Consider the following 19,104-nt stretch of genomic DNA (forward strand, 5'->3'; position numbering starts at 1 on the left):
CAGTGTGTGAGATTTCAATGATGCGTTTTTGCTGTCTGTGGGTTATCGGCTGTTTGTGGTTTCCCTTGATGGGCTGGGCGGCGCCTGCGCCACCGGAGCACATCGCGCAGTTGTCTGCGAGCCAGCAGCAATGGCTCGCGCAACATAATGAATTACGCGTCGGACTGGTGTTGCAAGTGCCCTATGCGCAATACGATCGCCGCTTGCAGCGGTTATCCGGGGTTAACGTCGAGCTGATGAAATGGCTGGCAAAAGCGCTCAAGGTCGAGCTGAGCTGGCGTAACTATCCCGACCTTGCGCAACTGGAAGCCGCCGCGCGCGAAGGTGAAATCGACATCGCCCCAGGGTTGGCGCAAACCCCCGGCGGCCTGCGCCTGTGGCAGTTTTCCGATCCATACATGCGGGTGCCGCAACTGGTGGTCAGCGACCAGAAGGGCGCCGGCGTGGTCGAGCTGGAAAAACTCGACAGCCAGACCCGCGTCGCCGTACGCATGCCCAGCGCCACCGCCGATTACCTGCGCAGCAATTACCCGCACTTGAACCTTCAGGGCGTGCCGATCGAGCGTCAGGCACTGCAACTGTTGTTGAGTCAGCAGGCCAGTTATGCCGTGGTCGACGAAGCGCAATTCGGGCGTTTGTCCGTCGAACCGGAGTTTGCCGGGTTGGTGGTGGTCGGTGATATTGGCCTGCCGCAACTGCTGCGCGTGGCTACACGGCGGGACTGGCCGGAACTCGCCGGCATCATCGAAAGCGCGCTGCGGGCGATCCCCGCCAAGGACCTGGAGCAACTGCACAACCAATGGCTGCAAGCCAAATACCCGCGACTGACCGAGTCGCCGGGTTTCTGGCAGAACCTCTGCCTGCTGTTGGCGGTGTTGATGCTGAGCTGCATGGCGATCGTGGTCTGGCAACGTCGGCAGCAACACAGTCTTGAGCAACGGTTGTTGGTGGCTCGGGAAGACATTGCCTTGCGTGCCGCCAGCGAAGAAGCGTTGCGCCTCACCCAGTTTTCTATCGACCAGAGCACTGTCGGCATTCTCTGGGTCAACTGGGACAGCCATGTGCGCTACGCCAACCGCGCCGCGGAAACCATGCTCGGCTATCCGTCGGGTGGCATCATCGATCGGCCGTTGATCGACTTTGAACCGGGTCTGCACATGGACCGCTGGCTGAATCTGTGGAAACGCGCCCGCGCCAGCGAAGAAGGGCCGCTCAGCTTTGAAACCAATTGTCTGCGAGCCGATGGCAGCATTCTGCCGACGGATGTTTCGTTGAGCTTCCTGCGTTTTCGCGATGGTGAATACCTGGTGGTCTACCTCAACGACGTCACCGAGCGTCGTCGTGCGCTGGCCGCGTTGCAGGAAAGCGAGGCGCGGCTGCAAGGGATCGCTGCCAACGTACCGGGATTGGTCTTTCGCCTGGAGCGGGCTCCGGTGACAGGGCAGATCGACTTTGCCTACATCAGCGAGGGCAGCGAGAGCCTGGTCGGTTATTCCCCCACTACCTTGGCCCACCGCGACAAAGGCCTGCGCAGCCTGGTGCATCCGGATGACAAGGCCAGTTACCACCAGACGCAGGATCATGCGCTGGACACTGACAGTGACTGGTCGTGGCAAGGGCGGATTCTCACGCGCCAGGGCGATCAGCGTTGGGCTGAGATCAAGGCCATCACGCGTCGCCTCGATGACGGTACCTATGTCTGGGACGGCATCGTCTGGGACATCAGCGAGAGCAAGCGCATCGAGCTGGAACTGGCCAGCTCCCGTGAGCAATTGCGTGAATTGTCCGCACACCTGGAGAGCGTGCGAGAAGAGGAAAAGGCGCGCATCGCCCGGGAAGTTCACGACGAGTTGGGTCAGATGTTGACCGTGCTGAAACTGGAAACGTCCATGTGCGAACTGGCCTACGCCCAGCTCGACCCAGGTCTGAATGAACGTTTGAACAGCATGAAGCGCTTGATCGCTCAGTTGTTCCAACTGGTGCGCGATGTGGCCACGGCACTGCGGCCACCGATTCTCGATGCCGGGATTGCTTCGGCCATCGAATGGCAGGCCCGGCGTTTCGAGGCGCGCACGCAGATTCCGTGTCTGGTGCAAGTACCGGAGAACTTGCCGGTGCTCAGCGATGCCAAGGCGATCGGCTTGTTCCGGATCCTTCAGGAAGCGCTGACCAATGTCATGCGGCATGCCCAGGCGCATACTGTTGAACTGACATTGACGCTTGAGGGCGACGAGTTGTGTCTGACTGTCAGCGATGATGGCGTAGGATTTGTCGCCGCTACTGGCCGGCCAACATCCTTCGGGGTTGTGGGCATGCGCGAGCGAGTGTTGATCATGGGTGGGGAGCTGTCGCTTGAAAGTGAGCCGGGGGAGGGTACGACGTTGAGTGTGCGCGTACCTTTGGATGAGGCCTGAAGAATTTGTGTTGATGGTACTTACGCCTTCGCGAGCAAGCCCGCTCCCACATTTGATCCCTGTGTGGCAGCGATTTGCTCATTTACACAAATCCAATGTGGGAGCGAGCCTGCTCGCGAATGATCTTGAATCTGGAGAAAGACCGTGATCCGTGTACTGGTAGCCGAAGACCACACCATCGTTCGCGAAGGCATTAAACAACTGATCGGCCTGGCCAAGGACTTGCTGGTGGTGGGCGAGGCGAGCAATGGCGAGCAGTTGCTCGAAACCTTGCGTCATGTGCCTTGCGAAGTGGTGTTGCTGGACATCTCGATGCCGGGCGTCAATGGCCTGGAAGCGATTCCGCGGATTCGCGCACTGAACAATCCACCGGCGATCCTGGTGTTGTCGATGCACGACGAAGCGCAAATGGCTGCCCGGGCGTTGAAGGTCGGCGCGGCGGGTTACGCGACCAAGGACAGCGACCCGGCGCTGCTGCTGACGGCGATCCGCAAGGTCGCGGCGGGCGGTCGATACATCGACCCGGACCTGGCCGACCGCATGGTTTTCGAAGTCGGCCTGACCGATTCGCGGCCGCTGCATTCGTTGCTCTCGGAGCGCGAATTCTCGGTGTTCGAACGCCTGGCCCAGGGCGCCAACGTCAACGACATCGCCCAGCAACTGGCCCTGAGCAGCAAAACCATCAGCACCCACAAGGCGCGGCTGATGCAGAAACTCAACATCACATCCCTGGCTGAACTGGTGAAGTACGCCATGGAACACAAGCTGCTCTAACACGATTCACCACGGATCCTGTAGGAGCGAGGCTTGCCCGCGAAGCTTTTAGCGTCAGTAAGATCGCCTTCGCGGGCAAGCCTCGCTCCTACGAAACGTTGTGGCATATCCATTTGCGACATGCCTTTAAAACCGCTATCGCCGCTCCGTAAGGCTCGCAGCTCACCACCTGCCCCCATCCCGAAACGACATACCCATCCCCGCCATCCTTGTAGGGCAATCCCTACCCCCAACCTTCCATCCGGCTGAGGCGATTCTCTCCTGCGCCCCGATTTGCGTGCTCCCCAGCGTCCACTAGGCTTAGTCCACAGCAGTCATCAATAACAAAGGTGTGGGTATGAGCCAGGTCGATTCAAGCGCAGGGGCCAATGACATTCTGGTCAGCTTTCGTGGAGTGCAAAAGAGCTACGACGGCGAGAACCTGATCGTCAAAGACCTCAACCTGGACATTCGCAAAGGCGAGTTCCTCACGTTGCTCGGGCCATCCGGTTCCGGCAAAACCACCAGCCTGATGATGCTCGCCGGTTTCGAAACCCCGACCGCCGGTGAAATCCTCCTGGCCGGGCGCGCCATCAACAACGTGCCGCCGCACAAGCGCGACATCGGCATGGTGTTCCAGAACTATGCATTGTTCCCGCACATGACCGTCGCCGAGAACCTCGCGTTCCCGCTGACCGTGCGCGGCTTGAACAAGAGCGATGTCAGCGACCGGGTCAAACGTGTCCTGAGCATGGTTCAGCTCGAGACCTTCGCCCAGCGTTATCCGGCGCAACTGTCCGGTGGTCAGCAACAGCGTGTGGCCCTGGCCCGTGCATTGGTGTTCGAACCGCAACTGGTGCTGATGGACGAACCCCTCGGCGCACTCGACAAACAACTGCGCGAACACATGCAGATGGAGATCAAGCATCTGCACCAGCGCCTCGGCGTGACCGTGGTCTACGTGACCCACGACCAGGGCGAAGCCCTGACCATGTCCGACCGCGTGGCGGTGTTCCATCAGGGCGAAATCCAGCAGATCGCCCCTCCACGCAGCCTCTACGAAGAACCGAAAAACACCTTCGTCGCCAACTTCATCGGCGAGAACAACCGTCTCAACGGCCGCCTGCACAGCCAGACCGGCGATCGTTGCATCGTCGAACTCGGTCGCGGTGAAAAGGTTGAAGCGCTGGCGGTCAATGTCGGCAAGACCGGCGAACCCGTCACGCTGTCAATTCGTCCGGAACGCGTGAGCCTCAATGGTTCGAGCGAGTCCTGTGTCAACCGCTTCTCAGGGAGGGTGGCGGAATTCATCTATCTGGGCGACCACGTCCGGGTTCGCCTGGAAGTCTGCGGCAAGACCGACTTCTTCGTGAAACAACCGATTGCCGAGCTCGATCCCGGGCTTGCTGTCGGCGACGTGGTACCGCTTGGCTGGGAGGTCGAACACGTTCGCGCGCTCGACCCACTTCTAGAGGCGAACTGATCGCCCCCTGCTTCAACCAACCCTGCACGTGGAGAGAACAATAAATGTTGAGATCCCTGAAATTCACCGCCCTGGTCATGGGCATGATCGGTGCGGCACACGCGATGGCGGCGGGCCCGGACCTGACCGTGGTGTCCTTTGGCGGGGCGAACAAGGCCGCGCAGGTCAAAGCCTTCTACGCACCGTGGGAAGCGGCGGGTAACGGCAAGATCGTAGCGGGCGAGTACAACGGCGAGATGGCCAAGGTCAAAGCCATGGTCGACACCAAGAGCGTGTCCTGGGATCTGGTGGAAGTTGAGTCGCCAGAACTGTCCCGCGGTTGCGACGAAGACATGTTCGAGCAACTCGACCCGGCGCTGTTCGGCAAGACCGAAGACTACGTCAAAGGCGCTATCCAGCCTTGCGGCGTAGGTTTCTTCGTGTGGTCGACCGTGTTGGCCTACAACGCTGACAAGCTGGCCTCCGCACCCACCAGCTGGGTGGATTTCTGGGACACCAAGAAATTCCCGGGCAAGCGCGGCCTGCGTAAAGGCGCCAAGTACACCCTGGAATTCGCACTGATGGCCGACGGCGTTGCGCCGAAAGACGTCTACAAAGTGCTGGCCGGCAAAGACGGTCAGGACCGCGCGTTCAAGAAGCTTGATGAGCTGAAACCAAACATCCAGTGGTGGGAAGCCGGCGCACAACCGCCGCAGTACCTCGCTTCCGGTGACGTGGTCATGAGCTCGGCCTACAACGGCCGGATCGCTGCCGTGCAGAAAGAAAGCAACCTGAAAGTCGTGTGGAACGGCGGTATCTACGACTTCGACGCATGGGCCATTCCAAAAGGCCTGGACAAGGCACGTGCTGAAGCGGCGAAGAAATTCATCGCGTACTCGGTGGCGCCGCAGCAGCAGAAGACCTACTCGGAAAACATCGCCTACGGCCCGGCCAACACCCAAGCCGTACCGCTGTTGTCCAAGGATGTCCTGAAAGACATGCCGACCACCCCGGAAAACATCGCCAACCAAGTGCAGATCGACGTCAGCTTCTGGGCTGACAACGGCGAGCAACTGGAGCAGCGCTTCAATTCCTGGGCTGCGAAATAAGACCACCCCGTGGGCTTATCGACTCCCGTAGGAGCGAGGCTCGCCCGCGAAGACGTCAGCACATTCAACATCAATGTTGACTGACACGCTGCCTTCGCGAGCAAGCTTCGCTCCTACGGGGGGTGATGTGTAGTTATCAAGAACAGAGGCGGCCTCGCGGTCAATGGATGCCGCCTCTGTAACGATCAAAGATTTCCGGAGTACGCCATGGCCACCGCCATTCCCCTGAACGCGGGCACTGACCCCACCTTGAAGCAGCGGCTCAAGCACGCCGAGCGGATCAACCGCTGGAAGGCCCAGGCATTGATCGCGCCATTGGTGCTGTTTCTGTTGCTGGTGTTCCTGGTGCCCATCGTGGCGCTGCTCTACAAAAGCGTTGGTAACCCGGAAGTGGTCGGCGGCATGCCGCGCACCGTGGCGGCCATCGCCAGCTGGGACGGCCGTGGCCTGCCCGCTGAACCGGTTTACAAAGCGGCCAGCGAAGACCTCGCTGAAGCGCGCAAGAATCAGACCTTGGGCGACCTGTCCAAGCGCTTGAACATGGAGCTGGCCGGCTATCGCAGCCTGCTGACCAAAACCGCCCGCGCCTTGCCGTTCGCTACCGAACCGGCCTCTTATAAAGACGCGCTGGAAGGGCTCGACGAGCGTTGGGGCGACCCGGCCTACTGGCAAGCGGTGCGCCGCAACACCAGCAACATCACGCCGTACTACTTGCTGGCAGCGGTCGATCACCGCATCGACGACCTCGGCGAAATCGCCCCGGCCACGCCCGATCAGGCGATTTACCTCGACATCTTCGCCCGCACCTTCTGGATGGGCCTGATCATCACCGCCATTTGCCTGGTACTCGCCTATCCGTTGGCTTACCTGCTGGCTAATCTGCCGTCGCGTCAAAGCAACCTGCTGATGATCCTGGTGTTGCTGCCGTTCTGGACCTCGATTCTGGTGCGCGTCGCCGCGTGGATCGTATTGCTGCAATCGGGCGGGCTGATCAACAGCGGCCTGATGGCCATGGGCATCATCGATAAGCCGCTGGAGCTGGTGTTCAACCGCACCGGGGTCTACATCTCGATGGTGCACATCCTGCTGCCGTTCATGATCCTGCCGATCTACAGCGTGATGAAAGGCATCTCGCCGACCTACATGCGCGCCGCGATTTCCCTCGGCTGCCACCCGTTCGCCAGTTTCTGGCGGGTGTACTTCCCGCAGACCTATGCCGGTGTCGGTGCCGGTTGCCTGTTGGTGTTCATCCTCGCTATCGGCTACTACATCACCCCGGCCTTGCTGGGTAGCCCGAACGATCAGATGGTCAGTTACTTCGTCGCCTTCTACACCAACACCAGCATCAACTGGGGCATGGCGACCGCACTCGGTGGGCTGCTGCTGTTGGCGACCGTGGTGCTTTATCTGATTTACAGCTGGCTGGTGGGCGCCAGTCGCCTGCGCCTGAGCTAAGGGGAGAATCGAAATGCTGAGTCCTTACATGTCGCCCATCGAACGGGTGTGGTTCTACAGCTTGCGGATTCTCTGCGGCTTGATTTTGCTGTTCCTGATTCTGCCGGTGTTGGTGATCATCCCGTTGTCGTTCAACTCGGGCAGTTTCCTGGTGTATCCGCTGCAAGGTTTTTCGCTGCACTGGTATCAGGACTTCTTCGCGTCGGCGGAATGGATGCGTGCACTGAAGAACAGCATCATCGTCGCCCCGGCGGCGACCGTGCTGGCGATGGTGTTCGGTACGCTGGCGGCGATTGGCCTGACTCGGGGCGACTTCCCGGGCAAGGCGCTGGTGATGGCGTTGGTGATTTCGCCGATGGTGGTGCCGGTGGTGATCATCGGTGTCGCGAGTTACCTGTTCTTTGCGCCGCTGGGCCTGGGCAACAGCTTCTTCTCGTTGATCGTGGTGCACGCGGTGTTGGGCGTGCCGTTTGTGATCATCACGGTGTCGGCAACATTGCAGGGGTTTAACCACAACCTGGTGCGCGCCGCTGCCAGCCTCGGTGCTTCGCCGCTGACCGCGTTCCGCCGCGTGACCTTGCCGCTGATTGCGCCAGGTGTGATCTCCGGTGCGCTGTTTGCCTTCGCGACCTCGTTCGATGAAGTGGTGGTGACGTTGTTCCTCGCCGGTCCCGAGCAAGCGACCTTGCCACGGCAGATGTTCAGCGGTATCCGCGAAAACCTCAGCCCGACGATTGCCGCCGCGGCAACGCTGCTGATCGCCTTCTCGGTGATCCTGCTGCTGACCCTGGAATGGCTGCGTGGCCGCAGCGAAAAACTGCGCACCGCCCAGGTTTGATCAGCTTTTGATTTTGTAGGAGCGAAGCTTGCTCGCGAAGAGGCCGGAACATTCAGCATCGATGTTGACTGACATGGCCCCTTCGCGAGCAAGCTTCGCTCCTACATTAGATTTGTGTTGTTCCCATGTTTGGTCATTCACGCGCTGAATAGCAGACAAACCCCAATCCCCAGCTACTATTGTGCCCAGCTCCCCTATCTATAAGAGGCTGCGCACGATGAGTCTTTCCTCTTTCAAAATCGCACACAAACTGATCACCGGCGCAGCTGCCATCGAGCAACTGTCCGCCGAGCTCACGCGCCTGGACATCGACAACCCGCTGATCGTCACCGACGCCGCGCTGGTCAAGTCCGGCACGGTGGAGCTGGCGCTCGCGCAGTTGGGGGACCGTAGTTACGAAATTTTCGACCGTGTACTGCCAGACCCGGAAATCGCCATCGTCGAAGACTGCATGCGCGTTTACCGCGAAGGCGGGCACGACGGGCTGATCGGCCTGGGCGGCGGCAGCGCGATCGACATCGCCAAAAGTGTTGCAGCGTATGCCGGTTATCACGGCGCGCTGGAGGATCTGTTCGGCATCGACCAGGTTCCGCGCAAGGGGCCACCGCTGATCGCCATCCCGACCACCGCTGGCACCGGCTCGGAAGTGACCAACGTCGCGATCCTCTCCGACAAGGTCGCGCAGCTGAAAAAGGGCATCATCAGCGACTATCTGTTGCCGGACGTGGCGCTGGTCAGCCCGCAAATGACCCTGACCTGCCCGCGCAGTGTCACCGCCGCCAGTGGCGTCGATGCGCTGGTGCACGCCATCGAATCTTATTTGTCCCTCAATGCTTCAGCGATTACCGACGCGCTGGCCATCGGCGCGATCAAGTTGATCACCCAGGCGTTACCCAAGGCCTACGCCAATCCTTCCAATCTGCAGGCGCGTGAAGACATGGCCACCGCCAGCCTGATGGCCGGCATGGCGTTTGGCAATGCCGGGGTCGGTGCGGTGCATGCGCTGGCGTATCCGCTGGGCGGGCGTTTCAACATCGCCCACGGCGTCAGCAACGCCTTGTTGCTGCCGTACGTCATGACCTGGAACAAGATGGCCTGCGTCGAGCGCATGCAGGATATTGCCGAAGCCATGGGCGTGAAGACCGCTCATCTGAGCGCCAATGACGCCGCGGACAAAGCCGTCGAGGCGATGGCCGCGTTGTGCGCAGCGGTAGAAATCCCGTCGGGCCTGCGCAGTTTCGGTGTTCCAGAGGATGCGATTCCGGCCTTGGCCCTGGAAGCAGCGGGTATCGAGCGCTTGATGCGCAACAATCCACGCAAACTGAGTGCGATTGATATCGAGAAGATCTACCGCGCGGCCTACTGATCATCGTCCTTACGGTGCGCGCGTCAAAGCATGAGGTATACAATGCGCGCCATCGTGATTCTGCTCAGAAAAGGTGCGTCATGCAGCCCTTCGTAATTGCTCCGTCGATTCTCTCCGCCGACTTCGCCCGCCTGGGTGAAGAAGTGGACAACGTTCTGGCCGCCGGCGCCGACTTCGTGCACTTCGATGTCATGGACAACCACTACGTGCCGAACCTGACCATCGGCCCGATGGTCTGCGCCGCGCTGCGCAAGTACGGCGTAACCGCGCCGATCGACGCGCACCTGATGGTCAGCCCGGTGGATCGCATCGTTGGCGACTTCATCGAGGCCGGCGCGACTTACATCACCTTCCACCCGGAAGCCACGCAGCACGTCGACCGTTCCCTGCAACTGATCCGCGAAGGCGGCTGCAAGTCGGGCCTGGTGTTCAACCCGGCGACCCCGCTGGACGTACTCAAGTACGTGATGGACAAGGTCGACATGATCCTGCTGATGAGCGTCAACCCAGGCTTCGGCGGGCAGAAGTTCATCCCCGGCACCCTCGACAAGCTGCGTGAAGCACGCGCATTGATCGATGCCTCGGGCCGTGACATCCGCCTGGAAATCGACGGCGGCGTGAACGTGAACAACATTCGTGAAATCGCGGCGGCTGGCGCCGATACCTTCGTGGCCGGCTCGGCGATCTTCAACGCGCCGAACTACCAGGAAGTGATCGAGAAGATGCGTTCCGAACTGGCGTTGGCCCGCCCATGAGTGGCTTTGAGCAGCTGTTCCCGGGGCATCTGCCACGGCTGGTGATGTTCGATCTGGACGGCACGCTGGTCGATTCGGTCCCTGACCTCGCCGCGGCGGTGGATAACATGCTGCTCAAACTCGGGCGCCAGCCTGTCGGCATCGAATCGGTGCGTGACTGGGTCGGCAACGGCGTGCACATGCTGGTGCGCCGTGCCCTGGCCAATCACATCGACGCCGAAGGTGTCGATGATGTCGAGGCTGAACATGCCCTGGAATTGTTCAACGGCTTTTACGAGGACGGTCACGACCTGACGGTGGTTTACCCCGGCGTGCGTGACACCCTCAAGTGGCTGAACAAGCAAGGCGTGGAGATGGCGCTGATCACCAACAAGCCGGAGCGCTTCGTCGCGCCGTTGCTGGATCAGATGAAAATCGGCCGCTATTTCAAATGGATCATCGGCGGCGATACCTTGCCGCAGAAGAAACCTGACCCGGCTGCGCTGTTTTTCGTGATGAAAATGGCCAACATCCCGGCGTCGCAATCGCTGTTTGTCGGCGATTCGCGCAGCGATGTGCTGGCGGCGAAAGCGGCGGGGGTCAAATGCGTGGCCCTCAGTTATGGTTATAACCACGGTCGGCCGATTGCCGAAGAGTCGCCGGCGCTGGTCATCGACGACCTGCGCAAGCTAATTCCCGGTTGCCTGGATCCGGCCGCTGAGATAACGTTGGCCGACGCTGTTCAACCCCCTTCTGGAAACGCCATCGTGGTGGTCACTCGCAAACTCTGGATGAAAGTCATCAAGGCCCTGGCCCGCTGGCGTTGGCGCGCCTGACTTGTTCCTGGCCGGTCTACCGGCGCGTTTGCATACCTGACTGTTAGCACCTCAAGCCACGAGGCTACCCCATGATCCGCGAAGAATTCCTGCGTTTGGCCGCTGCCGGCTATAACCGCATCCCGCTTGCCTGCGAAACCCTGGCCGATTTCGACACGCCGCTGTCGATCTACCTGAAACTGGCTGACGAGCCCAATTCCTACCTGCTCGAATCCGTGCAGGGCGGGGAGAAGTGGGGCCGTTACTCGATCATCGGCCTGCCGTGCCGCACTGTGCTGCGGGTTCATGACCATCACATCAGCGTGACCCATGACGGCGTCGAGATCGAAAGCCATGAAGCGCAAGACCCGCTGGCGTTCGTCGAAGAATTCAAAGCCCGTTACAACGTACCGACCATCCCCGGCCTGCCACGCTTCAACGGCGGCCTGGTGGGTTACTTCGGTTACGACTGCGTGCGTTATGTGGAAAAGCGTCTGGGCAAGTGCCCGAACCCGGATCCGCTGGGCGTGCCGGACATTCTGCTGATGGTGTCCGATGCGGTGGTGGTGTTCGACAACCTCGCCGGCAAAATGCACGCAATTGTCCTGGCCGACCCGTCGCAGGACGATGCCTTCGAGCAAGGTCAGGCGCGCCTGCAAGAGCTGCTGGAAAAACTCCGCCAGCCAATCACCCCGCGCCGAGGCCTGGACTTCAGCAAGCAACAATCGGCTGACCCGGTGTTCCGCTCCAGTTTCACCCAGGACGATTACGAAAAAGCCGTCGACACCATCAAGGAATACATCCTGGCCGGTGACTGCATGCAGGTCGTGCCGTCCCAGCGCATGTCGATCGACTTCAAGGCGGCGCCCATTGATCTGTATCGGGCGCTGCGTTGCTTCAACCCGACGCCTTATATGTACTTCTTCAACTTCGGCGACTTCCACGTCGTCGGCAGTTCACCGGAAGTGCTGGTGCGGGTCGAAGACAATCTGATCACCGTTCGCCCGATTGCCGGCACCCGTCCGCGTGGGGCCAACGAAGAGGCGGACCTGGCGCTGGAGAAAGACCTGCTCTCCGACCACAAGGAAATCGCCGAACACCTGATGCTGATCGACCTGGGTCGTAACGACACCGGTCGCGTATCGGAAATCGGCTCGGTGAAGCTCACCGAGAAAATGGTTATCGAGCGTTACTCCAACGTGATGCACATTGTTTCCAACGTCACCGGGCAACTGAAAGCCGGGCTGACGGCAATGGACGCATTGCGGGCGATCCTGCCGGCGGGCACCTTGTCCGGCGCACCGAAAATTCGCGCGATGGAAATCATCGACGAACTGGAGCCGGTCAAGCGTGGCGTCTATGGCGGCGCGGTCGGATACTTTGCCTGGAACGGCAACATGGACACGGCGATTGCGATTCGCACCGCCGTGATCAAGAACGGCGAACTGCACGTGCAGGCCGGTGGCGGCATCGTTGCCGACTCGGTGCCGGCGCTGGAATGGGAAGAAACCCTGAACAAGCGTCGTGCCATGTTCCGCGCAGTCGCTCTGGCTGAACAAACCCCGGAAAGCTGACCGATGAACGTGACCCGTATGCCATGTCGCTTTGGCTGACAAAGCGCTGCGGGTCGCTCATTCGAAGGCAGCCTTTATAGTCCGTGAATTCAAGAGGTTCTCAAGCCATGTTGCTGATGATCGATAACTACGACTCTTTTACCTACAACGTTGTGCAATACCTCGGTGAGCTAGGCTCCCAGGTCAAAGTCGTGCGCAACGATGAACTGACCGTTGCCGAAATCGAAGCCCTCAACCCTGAGCGCATCGTTGTGTCGCCCGGTCCTTGCACGCCGACTGAAGCGGGCGTCTCGATTGACGTCATCAAGCATTTCGCCGGCAAACTGCCGATTCTCGGCGTGTGCCTGGGTCATCAATCCATCGGCCAGGCCTTCGGCGGCGATGTGGTTCGTGCCCGCCAGGTGATGCACGGCAAGACCAGCCCGGTGTTCCACGAGGACAAAGGTGTCTTCGAAGGCCTGAACCATCCGCTGACCGTCACGCGTTATCACTCGTTGATCGTCAAGCGTGAAACCTTGCCGGACTGCCTGGAACTGACCGCCTGGACTCAGCTTGAAGACGGTTCGGTCGACGAGATCATGGGCCTGCGCCACAAGACGCTGAACATCGAAGGTGTGCAGTTCCACCCTGAGTCTATCCTGACCGAGCAGGGCCACGAGCTGTTCGCCAACTTCCTCAAACAAACCGGCGGCACGCGCTAAGGACTTCCCATGAATATCAAGACAGCCCTCAGCCGTATCGTCGATCAACTCGACCTCAGCACCGATGAAATGCGCGATGTGATGCGCGAGATCATGACCGGGCAATGCACGGACGCGCAGATCGGTGCGTTCATGATGGCCATGCGCATGAAGAGCGAAAGCATCGACGAGATCGTCGGCGCCGTGTCGGTCATGCGCGAGCTGGCGGACAAGGTCGAACTGAAGACCCTCGACGGCGTGGTTGATGTGGTCGGCACCGGCGGCGATGGTGCGAACATTTTTAACGTCTCGACGGCTTCGTCCTTTGTGGTGGCAGCCGCCGGTTGCACCGTGGCCAAGCACGGTAACCGTGCGGTCTCGGGTAAAAGCGGCAGCGCCGATCTGCTGGAGGCGGCGGGCATCTATCTGAACCTGACGCCGGTTCAGGTAGCGCGTTGCATCGACAACGTCGGCATCGGTTTCATGTTTGCCCAGACTCATCACAAAGCCATGAAATACGCCGCCGGCCCGCGCAAGGATCTTGGTCTGCGTACCCTGTTCAATATGCTCGGCCCGCTTACGAATCCGGCTGGCGTGAAACATCAGGTGGTGGGCGTGTTCAGCCAGGCGCTGTGCCGGCCATTGGCCGAAGTCTTGCAACGTCTGGGCAGCAAGCATGTGCTGGTGGTGAACTCGAAAGACGGCCTGGACGAATTCAGTCTGGCTGCGCCGACCTACGTGGCGGAATTGAAGAATGACCAGATCACCGAGTATTGGGTCGAGCCGGAAGATTTGGGCATGAAGAGCCAGAGCCTGCACGGCCTGGCGGTGGAAAGCCCGGCCGCTTCGCTTGAGCTGATTCGCGATGCCCTGGGCAAGCGCAAGACCGAGAGCGGTCAGAAAGCTGCCGAGATGATCGTGCTCAATGCCGGTGCTGCACTCTACGCCGCCGACCTGGCGACCAGTTTGAAAGAAGGCGTTGCCCTGGCGCACGATGCGCTGCACACAGGCCTCGCTCGGGAAAAACTTGAGGAGTTGGGTGCATTTACCGCGGTATTCAAAGTGGAGAATGAGGGATGAGTGTACCGACGGTTCTGGAAAACATTCTGGCGCGCAAAGTCCAGGAAGTCGCCGAGCGTAGCGCTCGTGTGAGCCTGGCCGAGCTGGAAAGTCTGGCCAAGGCGGCCGATGCACCCCGTGGTTTTGCCAAGGCATTGCTGGCGCAGGCCAAGCTGAAGCAGCCAGCGGTCATTGCTGAAATCAAGAAAGCTTCGCCGAGCAAAGGCGTGATTCGCGAGAACTTCGTGCCTGCGGACATCGCCAGGAGCTACGAGAAGGGCGGTGCGACCTGCCTGTCGGTGCTCACCGATATCGATTATTTCCAGGGCGCAGATGCATATCTGCAACAGGCCCGGGCGGCGTGCAAATTGCCGGTGATCCGCAAGGATTTCATGATCGATCCGTATCAGATCGTCGAAGCCCGTGCGTTGGGCGCGGACTGCGTGCTGTTGATCGTCTCCGCGCTGGACGACGTGAAAATGGCCGAGCTGGCGGCGGTGGCAAAAAGCGTTGGCCTCGACGTGCTGGTGGAAGTCCATGACGGTGACGAACTGGAGCGGGCCTTGAAAACCCTCGACACGCCGCTGGTCGGCGTGAACAACCGCAACCTGCACACCTTCGACGTCAGTCTGGAAACCACGCTGGATTTGCTGCCGCGGATTCCGCGTGACCGTTTGGTGATCACTGAAAGCGGCATCCTCAATCGGGCCGATGTCGAGCTGATGGAAATCAGCGACGTGTATGCGTTCCTGGTCGGCGAAGCGTTCATGCGCGCCGAAAGCCCGGGCACCGAGCTTCAGCGCCTGTTCTTCCCGGAGCGTGGTGTTCCGGTGAGTGGTTCGACACTCGACTGATAACCTGCAGACCGAATCGACGCCATCGCGAGCAGGCTCGCTCCCACAAGGGTTTTGCTAACGGCAAAGATCCAATGTGGGAGCGAGCCTGCTCGCGATGGCGGCATAAGAAGCACCACAGACTGACCGTCCTATGGAAGACCTTATGACCTCTCCTGTTTCCTTGACCATCGAAGCCGGCCTGCAAGCGGAACAGGATTTGCTGGCCTCAGTCTGCACCGGCGACTCAGAATTCGGCCTGCTGTTCTGGCAGCCAAGTGACAAAGCACTGGTCATGCCGCGCCGTTTGAATCGCCTGCCCGGTTTCGATCACGCTTGCGAAGTCTCCGCCGCTGCCGGTTGGCCTGTGCTGTTGCGTGAAACCGGCGGCGAGCCCGTGCCGCAGTCGGCTTCCACCATCAACATCGCTTTGGTCTACGCGCCACCGCGTAGCGAGGGCGATCAGAACCGCATCGAAACCGCCTATCGCCGACTTTGCGATCCGATCTGTCAGTTACTGGATGAACTGGGCGGCGTTTCGTCCCTGGGCGAAATCGACGGCGCATTTTGCGATGGCCGTTTCAACGTCAATCTCGACGGTCGCAAGATGGTCGGCACCGCCCAGCGTTGGCGCCAGAGCAAGGGCGGCACGCGCCCGGTCGGGTTGGTGCACGGTGCGTTGTTGCTGGATAACGAGCGCGAATCAATGGTCGCGGCGGTCAATCGCTTCAATGAAGCGTGCGGCCTGGAGCAACGGGTCCGCGCCGAAAGCCACATCGCGCTCCATGAGAAGTTCGCCGCACCTGACGCATTGGCACGGCTCGATGCACTCTATCGCCAGTTGCTGGCAGACATGTTCAAGGCTTAGCGCGTCCCGAAGACCACCATGGTCTTGCCTTTGACGTCCACCAGGTTGCGTTCTTCCAGATCTTTAAGAACGCGACCGACCATCTCCCGGGAACACCCGACAATCCGCCCGATTTCCTGACGGGTCACCTTGATCTGCATGCCATCGGGGTGGGTCATCGCATCGGGCTGTTTGCACAATTCCAGCAGGCAACGGGCAACGCGGCCTGTCACGTCGAAGAATGCGAGGTCACCGACCTTGCGTGTGGTGTTGCGCAGGCGTTGTGCGATTTGTCCGCTAAGTACGTAAAGAATGTCCGGGTCTTGCTGGGACAGCTCGCGGAATTTCGCGTAGCTGATTTCCGCGACTTCGCACTCGATCTTGGCGCGCACCCAGGCGCTGCGTTCCTGTTCCAGACCGGCCTGTTCAAACAGACCCAACTCGCCGAAGAAGTCTCCGGAGTTCAGGTAGGCAATGATCATTTCACGGCCGTCATCATCCTCGATCAGGATGGTGACCGAGCCTTTGATGATGAAGAACAGCGTCTCCGAGCGGTCGCCGGCGCAAATGATATTGCTCTTGGCCGCATAGCGACGGCGCTGGCAATGCATCAACAGTTTGTCGAGGTTCTTGATCTTGGGTGTAGGGGCAATAGCAACCATGGTTGTATCCCGGAAAGACTGCACGGTGTGTTTGGTTTTTTTATGAGGCACTGAGGTTGCTACAAAGCTGGCAATGCGCCAGCGAATTGGCGCCAGCTTAACAGACACTTCCTGCAATATTCGAGATTTTACCTACAAAGCAAAAGGTTCTGTCCTAGGACGGCGAGCGCTGTCAATCCAGGGCCCTGTGCTAAGCTGGCGACCCTTTTTTATACAGTGGAGTCTTGGCGATGAAGGCACGCATCCAATGGGCTGGCGAAGCCATGTTCCTCGGCGAATCCGGTAGCGGTCATGTCGTGGTCATGGACGGTCCGCCCGATGCCGGTGGTCGTAACCTGGGTGTCCGGCCGATGGAAATGCTCCTGCTGGGTGTCGGCGGTTGCAGCAATTTCGACGTGGTCAGCATTCTCAAGAAGTCCCGTCAGGCCGTCGAAAGCTGCGAAGCCTTCCTCGAAGCCGAGCGCGCGACCGAGGACCCGAAGGTCTTCACCAAGATCCACATGCACTTCGTGGTCAAGGGCCGCGGGCTGAAAGAAGCCCAGGTCAAGCGCGCCATCGAGCTGTCTGCCGAGAAGTATTGCTCGGCCTCGATCATGCTCGGCGCGGCGGGTGTCGCGATTACCCACGACTACGAAATCATCGAACTCGGTTGATTCGACATTCAACTATCATAAAAGCGGTGCAGACTCTGGCGATCCCAAGCTGACGTCTGCATAATGCGCCACTTTTTTCAGGGTAGTGGTCCGTCAACCGACAGGCCGCTCGCCCGAACAGACAACCAAAATCGCCATCGCGAAGAGGTGTTAACCGTCCTACGCAGGTGCGTCGTACGCATCTGACGGGCATGCTTGATCACGCGGCCCGGGCCGCAATACATAGAGAGTTTTTAACGGTGAAAAGCAAACTCAAGCTCCACGGGTTCAATAACCTGACAAAGACCTTGAGCTTCAACATCTATGACATCTGCTACGCGGAAACCCCGCAAGACCAGCAGGCTTACGTCGAGTACATCAATGAAGAGTACAACGCGAAACGCCTGACGCAGATCCTCACGGAAGTTGTCGATATCATTGGTGCCAACATCCTGAACATTGCCAGTCAGGACTACGACCCACAAGGCGCCAGCGTCACGATTCTGATCTCTGAAGAGCCGGTGACCCCGACCGACAGCCAGATCGAAGAGTCTCCGGGCCCGTTGCCCGAAATCATCCTGGCCCACCTCGACAAGAGCCACATCACGGTGCACACCTACCCGGAAATCCATCCGGACGACGGTATTGCGACCTTCCGTGTGGACATTGACGTGTCGACCTGTGGCGTCATTTCACCGCTTAAAGCGCTCAACTTCCTGATTCACCAGTTCGATTCGGACATCGTGACCGTGGATTACCGTGTGCGCGGTTTCACCCGTGACGTCGAAGGCAACAAGCACTTCATCGATCACGAGATCAACTCGATCCAGAACTACCTGTCCGAAGACACCCGCGACGCGTACCAGATGACCGACGTGAACGTGTACCAGGAAAACCTGTTCCACACCAAAATGCTGTTGAAGAACTTCGAACTGGATAACTACCTGTTCGGCGACGCGACCAACAACCTGTCCCCTGAGCAACGCGCCCAAGTGACGGATCGTGTGAAACACGAAATGCTCGAAATCTTCTACGCGCGCAACATGCCGACCTAAGATTCTCGCGAGCACAAAAAAAGGCGACTCCCTCACGGCAGTCGCCTTTTTTATTACCGCAGATCCCATGTAGGAGCGAGGCTTGCCCGCGAAGAGGCCCTAACGAACAACATAATCGTCAGATTCTGTAGGTACTCTTGGTCATCACCTTGGCCATCAAGCTCATCCCGAACTTCACCGGCGCCGGAAAACGAAAGCCCCCAGCCTCCAGCGCACTTTCGGCATGTTGCTCTTCATCAACACGCATCTGCTCAAGAATCGCCCGGGACTTTTCGTCCTCGGCCGGCAGTTGCTCAAGGTGTTCGTTCAAGTGCTTGCACACCTGATGCTCGGTAGCCGCAACGAAACCCAGGCTGACCTTGTCGCTGATCAAGCCGGCCACCGCGCCAATCCCGAATGACATGCCGTAGAACAGCGGGTTGAGAATGCTGGTATGGCTGCCCAACTGCTTGATGCGTTGCTCGCACCAGACCAGATGGTCGATCTCTTCTTCGGCAGCATGTTCCATGGCGGCGCGCACCTGCGGCAGCTTGGCGGTCAGGGCCTGCCCTTGATACAGCGCCTGGGCGCAGACTTCGCCGGTATGGTTGATGCGCATCAGGCCGGCGACGTGCCGGGTGTCTTCGTCGCTCATTTGCGTTTCCGGCTGCACGATCGCAGGGGACGGACGGTACGGCTGGCCGCTGAAGGGCAGCAGGGTACGCATCGCGGCATCGGCTTGCAGCAGAAGACGGTCAATGGGCGAGTAGTGACGTTGGGTAGTCATGCTGATCTCCGGGAGGAATCTCGGCGGCCAGTTTAACCCAATCGGCCGGG

Annotated in this window: 18 protein-coding genes; 16 read left to right on the forward strand and 2 right to left on the reverse strand. The window is 59.8% G+C overall.

Features of this window, described 5'->3' with window-relative positions; translation table 11 throughout:
• The first annotated feature begins 17 nt into the window (after window positions 1-17).
• From IB246_RS07870 to IB246_RS07935, 14 genes are all read left to right on the forward strand, one after another.
• Complete coding sequence (locus IB246_RS07870) at window positions 18-2,414, forward strand: PAS domain S-box protein (RefSeq protein ID WP_008035974.1); 2,397 nt, start codon at window positions 18-20, stop codon at window positions 2,412-2,414.
• Window positions 2,415-2,558: 144 nt separating this feature from the next.
• Window positions 2,559-3,188 (forward strand): response regulator transcription factor, encoded by a 630-nt coding sequence (locus IB246_RS07875; RefSeq protein ID WP_003210977.1) that lies wholly within the window; start codon window positions 2,559-2,561, stop codon window positions 3,186-3,188.
• 337 nt (window positions 3,189-3,525) lie between these two features.
• Complete coding sequence (locus IB246_RS07880; RefSeq protein WP_008027079.1) at window positions 3,526-4,650, forward strand: ABC transporter ATP-binding protein; 1,125 nt, start codon at window positions 3,526-3,528, stop codon at window positions 4,648-4,650.
• A gap of 44 nt (window positions 4,651-4,694) precedes the next feature.
• On the forward strand, window positions 4,695-5,738 hold the full coding sequence (locus IB246_RS07885) for an ABC transporter substrate-binding protein (RefSeq protein WP_008035977.1): 1,044 nt from the start codon (window positions 4,695-4,697) through the stop codon (window positions 5,736-5,738).
• Between the two features lie 207 nt (window positions 5,739-5,945).
• The gene (locus IB246_RS07890; protein WP_008027082.1) at window positions 5,946-7,193 is read left to right on the forward strand and encodes an ABC transporter permease; all 1,248 of its coding nucleotides are present in this window, start codon (window positions 5,946-5,948) and stop codon (window positions 7,191-7,193) included.
• A gap of 13 nt (window positions 7,194-7,206) precedes the next feature.
• Complete coding sequence (locus IB246_RS07895; RefSeq protein ID WP_008027084.1) at window positions 7,207-8,031, forward strand: ABC transporter permease; 825 nt, start codon at window positions 7,207-7,209, stop codon at window positions 8,029-8,031.
• A gap of 217 nt (window positions 8,032-8,248) precedes the next feature.
• Window positions 8,249-9,397: an iron-containing alcohol dehydrogenase gene (locus IB246_RS07900; RefSeq protein WP_008035978.1), complete on the forward strand. Its 1,149-nt coding sequence runs from the start codon at window positions 8,249-8,251 to the stop codon at window positions 9,395-9,397.
• A gap of 80 nt (window positions 9,398-9,477) precedes the next feature.
• A complete protein-coding gene (gene rpe, locus IB246_RS07905) occupies window positions 9,478-10,152 on the forward strand; it encodes a ribulose-phosphate 3-epimerase (RefSeq protein WP_008035979.1) in 675 nt (224 codons plus the stop codon).
• A complete protein-coding gene (locus IB246_RS07910; protein ID WP_008035980.1) occupies window positions 10,149-10,967 on the forward strand; it encodes a phosphoglycolate phosphatase in 819 nt (272 codons plus the stop codon). The genes rpe and IB246_RS07910 overlap by 4 nt, the downstream gene beginning before the upstream one ends.
• Before the next feature lie 71 nt (window positions 10,968-11,038).
• Window positions 11,039-12,520 (forward strand): anthranilate synthase component I, encoded by a 1,482-nt coding sequence (trpE, locus tag IB246_RS07915; protein ID WP_008035981.1) that lies wholly within the window; start codon window positions 11,039-11,041, stop codon window positions 12,518-12,520.
• A 107-nt stretch (window positions 12,521-12,627) separates the two neighbouring features.
• Complete coding sequence (locus IB246_RS07920; protein ID WP_008027095.1) at window positions 12,628-13,221, forward strand: aminodeoxychorismate/anthranilate synthase component II; 594 nt, start codon at window positions 12,628-12,630, stop codon at window positions 13,219-13,221.
• Window positions 13,222-13,230: 9 nt separating this feature from the next.
• Window positions 13,231-14,280 (forward strand): anthranilate phosphoribosyltransferase, encoded by a 1,050-nt coding sequence (gene trpD, locus IB246_RS07925; protein ID WP_008027097.1) that lies wholly within the window; start codon window positions 13,231-13,233, stop codon window positions 14,278-14,280.
• Window positions 14,277-15,113 (forward strand): indole-3-glycerol phosphate synthase TrpC, encoded by an 837-nt coding sequence (gene trpC, locus IB246_RS07930; protein WP_008035982.1) that lies wholly within the window; start codon window positions 14,277-14,279, stop codon window positions 15,111-15,113. Before trpD ends, trpC begins: the two co-directional genes overlap by 4 nt.
• Window positions 15,114-15,258: 145 nt before the next feature.
• On the forward strand, window positions 15,259-15,960 hold the full coding sequence (locus IB246_RS07935; RefSeq protein ID WP_008035985.1) for a biotin/lipoate A/B protein ligase family protein: 702 nt from the start codon (window positions 15,259-15,261) through the stop codon (window positions 15,958-15,960).
• On the opposite strand, the gene crp is transcribed toward IB246_RS07935, so the two are convergent.
• On the reverse strand, window positions 15,957-16,601 hold the full coding sequence (gene crp / locus IB246_RS07940) for a cAMP-activated global transcriptional regulator CRP (RefSeq protein WP_008027103.1): 645 nt from the start codon (window positions 16,599-16,601) through the stop codon (window positions 15,957-15,959). The two genes, IB246_RS07935 and crp, sit on opposite strands and share 4 nt — an antisense overlap.
• Window positions 16,602-16,831: 230 nt before the next feature.
• On the opposite strand from crp, the gene IB246_RS07945 reads away from it, so the two are divergent.
• Window positions 16,832-17,254 carry an OsmC family protein gene (locus IB246_RS07945; RefSeq protein ID WP_007941657.1) on the forward strand — a complete coding sequence of 141 codons (423 nt, stop codon included), beginning with the start codon at window positions 16,832-16,834 and terminating at the stop codon, window positions 17,252-17,254.
• A 239-nt stretch (window positions 17,255-17,493) separates the two neighbouring features.
• The gene (gene speD / locus IB246_RS07950; RefSeq protein ID WP_008027106.1) at window positions 17,494-18,288 is read left to right on the forward strand and encodes an adenosylmethionine decarboxylase; all 795 of its coding nucleotides are present in this window, start codon (window positions 17,494-17,496) and stop codon (window positions 18,286-18,288) included.
• Between the two features lie 118 nt (window positions 18,289-18,406).
• Here speD and coq7 read toward each other — a convergent pair whose 3' ends face one another.
• The gene (coq7, locus tag IB246_RS07955; protein ID WP_008027108.1) at window positions 18,407-19,054 is read right to left on the reverse strand and encodes a 2-polyprenyl-3-methyl-6-methoxy-1,4-benzoquinone monooxygenase; all 648 of its coding nucleotides are present in this window, start codon (window positions 19,052-19,054) and stop codon (window positions 18,407-18,409) included.
• Between the last annotated feature and the right edge of the window lie 50 nt (window positions 19,055-19,104).

This window comes from Pseudomonas sp. PDM01 (assembly GCF_014852325.1).
GTDB lineage: Bacteria > Pseudomonadota > Gammaproteobacteria > Pseudomonadales > Pseudomonadaceae > Aquipseudomonas > Aquipseudomonas migulae.